The 7,305-nt window shown below is 49.9% G+C and carries 7 protein-coding genes; 5 read left to right on the top strand and 2 right to left on the bottom strand.

Features of this window, described 5'->3' with window-relative positions; genetic code table 11:
- The first annotated feature begins 51 nt into the window (after window positions 1-51).
- The 3 genes from A8707_RS25055 (at window position 52) to A8707_RS25040 (ending at window position 3,870) form a co-directional block, all read left to right on the top strand.
- Window positions 52-1,548, top strand: coding sequence for a hypothetical protein (locus tag A8707_RS25055; RefSeq protein ID WP_156518871.1), 1,497 nt, complete (start codon window positions 52-54; stop codon window positions 1,546-1,548).
- Between the two features lie 595 nt (window positions 1,549-2,143).
- The gene (locus A8707_RS25045) at window positions 2,144-3,568 is read left to right on the top strand and encodes an IS701 family transposase (RefSeq protein WP_068820042.1); all 1,425 of its coding nucleotides are present in this window, start codon (window positions 2,144-2,146) and stop codon (window positions 3,566-3,568) included.
- 92 nt (window positions 3,569-3,660) lie between these two features.
- A complete protein-coding gene (locus A8707_RS25040; protein WP_197485055.1) occupies window positions 3,661-3,870 on the top strand; it encodes a site-specific integrase in 210 nt (69 codons plus the stop codon).
- A gap of 100 nt (window positions 3,871-3,970) precedes the next feature.
- Here A8707_RS25040 and A8707_RS25035 read toward each other — a convergent pair whose 3' ends face one another.
- A complete protein-coding gene (locus tag A8707_RS25035; protein WP_068820040.1) occupies window positions 3,971-5,071 on the bottom strand; it encodes an alanine/ornithine racemase family PLP-dependent enzyme in 1,101 nt (366 codons plus the stop codon).
- A 23-nt stretch (window positions 5,072-5,094) separates the two neighbouring features.
- Window positions 5,095-6,216, bottom strand: a complete 1,122-nt coding sequence (locus A8707_RS25030; RefSeq protein WP_068820039.1) for a DUF1611 domain-containing protein — start codon at window positions 6,214-6,216, stop codon at window positions 5,095-5,097.
- Between the two features lie 106 nt (window positions 6,217-6,322).
- Between A8707_RS25030 and A8707_RS30000 the strand changes: the two genes are divergently transcribed.
- Window positions 6,323-6,472, top strand: a complete 150-nt coding sequence (locus A8707_RS30000) for a hypothetical protein (RefSeq protein WP_156518870.1) — start codon at window positions 6,323-6,325, stop codon at window positions 6,470-6,472.
- A gap of 175 nt (window positions 6,473-6,647) precedes the next feature.
- Window positions 6,648-6,878 carry a hypothetical protein gene (locus A8707_RS25025; protein ID WP_068820038.1) on the top strand — a complete coding sequence of 77 codons (231 nt, stop codon included), beginning with the start codon at window positions 6,648-6,650 and terminating at the stop codon, window positions 6,876-6,878.
- Window positions 6,879-7,305 lie beyond the last annotated feature (427 nt).

Raw genomic sequence — 7,305 nt, 5'->3', positions numbered from 1 at the left:
GTATTCGCAAGCAGTTGCGCGACTCGGACAACCTACGCGATGCGGTAGAATTTGTTCTTAAACAAGCTGCGTCCTAACCAATGTGGCAGTGGCTATATCAAGGTTGCCTTAGTCGATATGCCAGGGCTAGGCGACACTGGAATTGGTGACGCAGAGCGGATGATCAAAACACTTGGACGAGACATTGATATTGTCTTGTTCGTCCGGATGCCTACGGCAATGGGAGATTTTTGGGGCACTGAAGACGTAGAGCTTTACGATATGGCAAGTAGTGCTCTGATGGAACTTCCCATCAAAGAGTGGTCTTTCATGGTGCTTAACCATGTCAGTTCTGTCTCTGGCAAAGATGACAACCAGAGAAACTGCCAGAGCCTTGCTGAAACAAGGACCGAGAAGCACATAGAAGTTGTAGATTGTATTACTGCAGACTGTGCTGATGCCGAAGAGTCAAATGCTCACATTCTCGATCGCGTACTCGATTACCTGACTCGTAGGATTGATGTCTTAGATCGTCAATACGCTTCTTCCTGTCAAGACCGTCTGAATCAACTTCAGAAAATGCTCAAAGTTGAGCTAGACAAAGCACATGATACATGGAGACAAACATCACAAGATAATTGGTTCCCAGAGTTTGTTAGGCTCTTTGACAAACTCTGGACTGATCTAACAGGTGGTCTGGAAGCATTACTCTCCACGCTTATTTTGGATCGAGACGTTGATGACAAAAACTTCAAACCAGCCGTAGAAACTGCCATTCAAGATTGTAGAACTGACACAGGCATTCCTACACTGCAAGAAATTGAAAGAAGGGCAAGAAAAACAGGATCGTATGACATTGCATATGCTGAATACTTGCATGAAGTGCGTACCTACCTCTCCAAACGTTTTTTGTCGCTAGACACAGCCCTCAAGGAGTCTCTTGAAGCTGACAAGTCAAAGGTTGTCAGTGTACTCGTTCAAGAGGGCAAACTAGGTAAACTAGCGGATGGAGAAGGTAGCGAATTTCTCAAGGCTTTCGCCGAACACATTCCCGACAACCTAAGTGGTTTAAGACTTGGTTTTCAAACCCTAGCAACGTTCGATTTACAGTATCGTGGGCTAGTTCAACACCGCATTCGGAAGTATCTAGATGTACTTGACCCTGACAGAACTCCATTCAAGCTGAGAGGTAACTTCATCGATCTAGCCTTTGATCTTAGGTCTAAACGGCTTGTAGACACTAGAAAGCCAGATGCCGAAGGAATTTTGAAGAATCTAAAGTTGGCGCAAGCTGAAGCTGTGAATAACTGTGAAAAGGAACTCAAGACTCTCTTACAAGAGCCGAGTCAAGCGGGATTTGCGATCGTTGAGGAATTTGTTGATCGGGTTCTCCGGGCTGAGGGTGTGAAGGCAGAATGGCAGATTTTCCTTCAAGAAGTGGCTGCCGATGTCTGGAGCAATGAGTTCGATTTGACGATACGGGTTGCTCAACTGCGTGGAGACTGGCTAAAAGTGGTTGATCAGGTTGCAAAAGCAAGTTCTCCAGAGGCTGTCAATTTCTCAAAATAAGGACTTAGGGGCTATCGACTGAATTATGCAAGTCAAACACTAAATTAGGACGATTCAGCGTATTTCAGGGCTTTGAGCCTTCTTGATCAGTGTGAAACGTTCATGGCGAACATCTGCATAGTGATTCCGATAGACCCAGGACTTACTGGACTCTTCGCTGTATGTATCCTCGAACTTGCTCTGCAATTTTCCGCTGCACTCCCTTTTACCAAGTCTTCTGTTCTCAAAAGCGCTAAATCCTTTATGCTCTCAATCCCTGCTTCTTCCAATCTGCGAATGGACTGAATTCCAACCTTATCCCTTTTATAGTTACTACTCAGACCCCAAGAGCAACGGGGTTTGAGTTGGATTAGCCTCACACCAGGCATCGACCTGCTGCATGAGCTTGGCACTGTACCGTCTTATGTTAGGTTGACGTTCTGACAGCAAATTCAACACCAACAGGTGATCGAGCGATCGCCACTGCCTCACTAGCTCCTTGAGTGTTGTGATGTCGAGAGAGAAAATTTGAAGTCTGTCTGTGGTGAGATGATCAGGGGTGAGAAATGGGGGAGAGTGCAGACAAATTTAGGTTTTTCATTGAGGTGTACTCTCTATGCAACTGCCGATAGTCGCCCCTGCTCCGCTAGTTGCCTGTCACGCCGGAGCGTTTCGGAGATTGTTCACCGATGAACGTACCTATGAGAATTTCCAGACCTACTTAACCGGGCTAATTGTGCTGGAGAACAAAAGCTTGAGTAACATTAGTCGCTGTACGTTGAAGAGCGCAGATAAGACCAATCTATCGCGATTTCTGAGCGAGTCGCCGTGGAAGAGCGAAGCGGTGAATGCCCACCGGATTCAGTATTTGTTAGCCCAGACCGTGAACATGCGGTTAGATGGGAAGCAGTCGTGCTTACTGATTGATGATACGTTGTGTGAGCATGTGGGAAGTGTGCTTGAGTATATCGACCGCCACTATAACCATAGTGACAGCAGCTATCCCCTCGCGCATAACTTGGTCACGAGTCACTATCGCAGTGGGGCGGTGCAGTTTCCGGTCGATTGTGAGATCTATCGTCGCTATGAAGACTTGACCCAATGGGAGCAATTTATTGCCAAGCACTTTCCAGACCAAGAGATTCCACCCACGACCCAAGCCCGACAGACGTTACACAAGCAGTTCGATCCAACCTTGTTAGAAGACCCAGAATTTGCCAAGTTGCACGAGCAGTTTCGCACGAAGTTGACCATCGCCCATGAGTTACTCAAGCAGGCAATTGAGCATGGACTGCCGTTTACCACGGTGTTGATGGATAGTTGGTATCTGACCACTGAATTTGTCGAGCAACTAGCAACCCACAATAAACAATGGGTGAGTTTACTCAAGCGCAACCGCAACTTATCGATGCAGGGATTTCAATTGCGAGATGCACAGGGACAGCCCATTCCTCTGCCTACAAATGGGGTGATCAAAGTCGAAGATTTAGTCCCCTTAATTCCGGCAACGGCTTATCGTCAAGTGGAAATTGATGACCGCAGGTATTGGTGCTTTAGTGTTTGTACTCGGCTGTCTGGGATTGGCAAAGTGCGCTTGGTGATCAGCTTTCAATCGGCTGACCTGAGCGCTCCCTATGCCGTTCTTGTCACCAATCACACGGATTGGAGTGCCAAGCAAATCTTATCGAAGTACTTGCAGCGCTGGACTATCGAAACCTTCTATCGAGATGGAAAACAACTGCTAGGACTCGACCAGTATCGCGTCCGTTCACTTTCAGCCATGCAATCCCATTGGTGTTTAGTGTTCGTGGCATACTCGTTGCTGCATCTTGCTTGTTTAGCATCATCGTCGAAGCCGCCCAAGGGTAAGGGTCTGACTCACCCCATTCAAACCATTGGGGAAGTCGTACGACAACAAGGGCAAGCGTTGGTTGAACAATTAATCTTGTTTGCTCATGACCAGCTCTTGCAAGGACAGGCAGCAGCACAGGTGTTCACTAATTTGTTCGCTAAGCAACAGAAGCAATTCTCGTATTCATAGCCCACCAGTCCCTTGTCTTATTTTCCTCTTATGACATCACAACACTCAAGTAGCTCGTCGTCTGGGTCACGGTGGAAACGATGAGTACGCAGGTGAAGACCTGGGGCCAGTCGGTCGGACTGAAGGGCAACTATGGCAGTCATACGTTGCGGAAGACCTGGGGCTACTGGCAACGCTTGGAGCGCGGTACCGCCATACCCCTCTTGATGGAAGCGTTTGGACATGCCACACAGCAGCAAACGCTGGCTTATCTGGGGATTCAATCCAATGAGATTGCCACCATCTATGAGTTGGAACTGTGAATGGTCTTGACTTTGCCGCACCGCGACATGGGGACAGCAACCACACTGCTCGGTGAGCGGTCTTGCTTAAGTGGCGGCAGCGGGTCTTGACTCTTGAGGCTCAACACGGCTGTGAGGTTGCAGCTGGACTCGACCCCTGGAGCCATTGCTTCCGAATAAAAGGAGAGGTCATCGCGGCGAGCAGCGCACCGTAATCCAGGTCGAAGGTCACTTCATCGCCCACTCGTAAAGGGTGCTGCTCGCTATCCAGCAGCAGATGATCACTGCTCGACCCGAGTATGGCTAACTGCTGGTTGTGCGGTGTCAAGCCAGAGACGAGCACATCCTGCCGTCCCAACGCTAGAATCGCTCTTTGGCGCAGGCCTCGATCGGGGAAACTCGGCACATGGCCAAACGCATCTTGGCCACGGGTGCCAAACGGGAGAGATGGTTTTTGCTTGGACTCGATCACTTCGGCAATGAGTTGAAAGGCGTGCGTGTGTAACCCCGGAATCGCTTTGCGGCTGACCGTTTCACGACCTAAAAGAATGGCTTCCCCCAAGCGAAGATTGTTAATCCGGCCGACCGCTGGAGTCGCTTGATACCACTCATAATTGGCCGAATTCCCGCCTGAAATCACGGTTAAACGGAGCTGAAATGCTTGTTCAATGCGATTCACTAGCGTGGAGAGTGCCTGCATATTCCGCTCATCGGGCTTGATGCCACCATAACAAGCTAAATTGCAGCCAAGACCCACCAGCTTGAGATGGGGCAGAGCCACAGTTTCCTTGATAAAGGGAGCCAGATCGCCAGGAAGCACGCCTTCACGCAAATCACCCATCTCCACCATCACAATGACCTGATGCTGTTTCTGCTGTGCTTGGGCATAGTAGGAGAGTTTACGCAGCGTCTCAAGCTCGGTGTTGAGACTAATATCGACACTTTGGACGACCGCTTCTGCCTGACTTAAAGCCGTGCGTAGCAGCACAAACTGCGTGACCAGACCCGCCGCTTGCATTTTTTGAATATTTTCCAGGCGCGAGTCGGCAATAAAGCGGACACCGCCTCGCAGCATGGCCGCGACAATCGCGGGGTCTCCAAGCACGGCTTTAGACACTCCCATTAAGGAAATACCCTTTTGCCCATACAGTGCACAGAGCAACCGGGCATTCTCCTGGATTTGGGTGAGGGCAATTTCAAGGCGGGGCAGGAACGCTTGCATACATGCTTTCTAGACGAGTACGCCTAACTCATGGCTAAGACAGGCAGGCTTGCTAACGGCGATCGCTTAATTTTTTGCTGCAAGGATGGAAACTGCTCAAGCAAGGTTTGCACTAGCTTCTGGCAGCCATCGTGCAAGACATCCGTTGTGGGCAAGTGAAACTGCTGCTCATACGCTGCGATGATCGACCGCAGTTCTGTGTCTGCCAGATTTTCGTGACTCAAGGTAATCGCCAGTACTCTCGCTGGCGAGATCGCCTCAATGAGTTTAATTTCGCTTGCCACAGTGGGCATGGCTAATTGCGGAAAGTCGCACCGGAACAGCCTGGCGGGTGGGTGTTGGAGGATAATGCCATCCGGCATACTGCCTTTCAAAATGCCGAGCGAACTCATAAACGCAGGATGACTCACAGCGCTCTGCCCCTCCACTAAAATCAGGTCGGGGCTTTCATTGTCAAACGCTTGCAGCACCGCGTGTTCGATTTCACCAATCACAAATTGGGAAACCAACGCATCGATCGCGACACCATACCGTGCCCCCTGCATCAAGCTGGTTTGTCCTGTTCCCACTAGAAACGAATTAAGGCCCAAGTCGATGAGCGCCTGGTTGAGTGCCACGGCGGTTGTCCTTTTCCCACAAGCGCAATCGGTTCCTAAGATCGCAATGACAGGCACAGTGACCTTAGCGATTTGACCCGTGAAGACGTGTAAATCTTTCAAGTGGGGCGGTTTTCTGATGTCTTTAATTTGAACACCGCACTGAGCCGCCATTTGGGTAAATTCTGGATCATCAGAAAAGAACTCATGCAAGCCGTTTAGGATATTCATCCCTTTTTGCATGGCTTCTAAGATGAGCCGCCGCTCTGCCACGGGTATGCAAGCCGCTAAGGGTGCTTTGCCATAGATGTAGCAATTGGGAACGGTGGGCAACTGAGCCAACGCGGTCTCTAAATCGGCAAAAATGGGAATCTGATTGCTTGCGCCACCTAAGGCTTCCCCCGCATCCTGACCAGCCAAGGCACGATCCAGCACCCCAACAATGGTGTAAGTCTCTGAGTGTCGCACTAACCCGGCGGCTGTTTTGCCATCCACGCGTCCAAATTGCTGGTCGCAGTAAACTAAAGCTGTTTTTTTCAAAAATGACATTTAAAGTGAACTCTCAAATTTAGTTTCCAACCCGCAAGCGCTGACCTTCAGCTTGCCTCTACTTGACTGGACAAATTTTTCTGTCCAGTCAAAGCACCGAATCAGAATGCCGTCAGCATGGATAAAAGACCAATTAACCAGCTTCATTGCACTGGGAGTGAAGCGCTGGCTAGGGCAGGGACATTTGGAAGCGAAGCCTTCAGCCAGCGTCTCTGCTGGCACAGGAAGCGCTTCTTCTTACCTAGATGAAGTTTGAACTCACTTAAAAGACAGAACTTCTGTAGCCTCCTATACACTTATTCTAGCACGGGAGCGGCAATGCCATGATGCTTGCCTGGCTCAGTCAACGGTGGGGCAGGTAAGTGCGTTCAGTGCCGCTGCGACTAAGTGGTTAAGGTGGTTGCAAAAACAGCACCGCCACCGCTGACCTCATGCCCACCCGCCTGGGCAATCTGCTGCGAGCTGCCGAACGCAAACCCCTGGAGAAATATGGACTTGATGCCATCCTCTGTTGGTCACGCCTGTGGATGCTCCTCCCCGATGCGGTCAAAAAAGACCTGCAAGAGTCCCGCGCCGACCTCAACAACGCTGCTCGCGTTTGGCTCTGGAGCCTGTTATTTTGTGGCTGGACATTCGTGGGCGGGAACGCCTACTTGGGGTAAAAGTAGCGAGTCTGCCGCCAGCCGCCACACCAGCGCTGCAATGCCCTCGTAGCATGGCTTTCGCGGCATAGTTCTAGTTTTGAACCCTCTCAAGGGGCGATCGCTTATTTACGAAGGTTAGATCGGTTATGGCAATGTGAAAGAAGCGTGAGAGATCCGTCGGTTAACTGCCGTTTGAGCAGGTAGGCAAGCTTAATTGAGAGATCAGTAGACGTTATAGGTTAGCCAAGTTTTGGGATCAGGGTGAGCAGGCACAAGCTAGGAGAACACCTTGCTGGAAAAGCATTTCAGCCTTAAGGCAAAAAACGGTTCCATGACTACTGAGACCTCTGATCTTCCAACTTTAGGCTGATGTTCAACGAGATTGTTAAAATCACGCTTAACAAGCATTCTTAAGTGGTTGAGCTTAAGCTTACACAGATGGAAT

The organism is Phormidesmis priestleyi BC1401, from assembly GCF_001650195.1.
Classification (GTDB): Bacteria; Cyanobacteriota; Cyanobacteriia; order Leptolyngbyales; family Leptolyngbyaceae; genus Phormidesmis_A; species Phormidesmis_A priestleyi_B.
Note: the sequence above shows the minus strand (reverse complement) of the source record. Positions and strands in the feature narration are given on the sequence as shown.

Bases quoted from the DNA above. Each gene is read 5' to 3' on its own strand.
- A8707_RS25045 (WP_068820042.1), top strand. From the start codon at position 2,144: ATGCAACTGCCGATAGTCGCCCCTGCTCCGCTAGTTGCCTGTCACGCC.
- A8707_RS25035 (WP_068820040.1), bottom strand. From the start codon at position 5,071: ATGCAAGCGTTCCTGCCCCGCCTTGAAATTGCCCTCACCCAAATCCAG.
- A8707_RS25030 (WP_068820039.1), bottom strand. From the start codon at position 6,216: ATGTCATTTTTGAAAAAAACAGCTTTAGTTTACTGCGACCAGCAATTT.
- A8707_RS30000 (WP_156518870.1), top strand. From the start codon at position 6,323: ATGCCGTCAGCATGGATAAAAGACCAATTAACCAGCTTCATTGCACTG.
- A8707_RS25025 (WP_068820038.1), top strand. From the start codon at position 6,648: ATGCCCACCCGCCTGGGCAATCTGCTGCGAGCTGCCGAACGCAAACCC.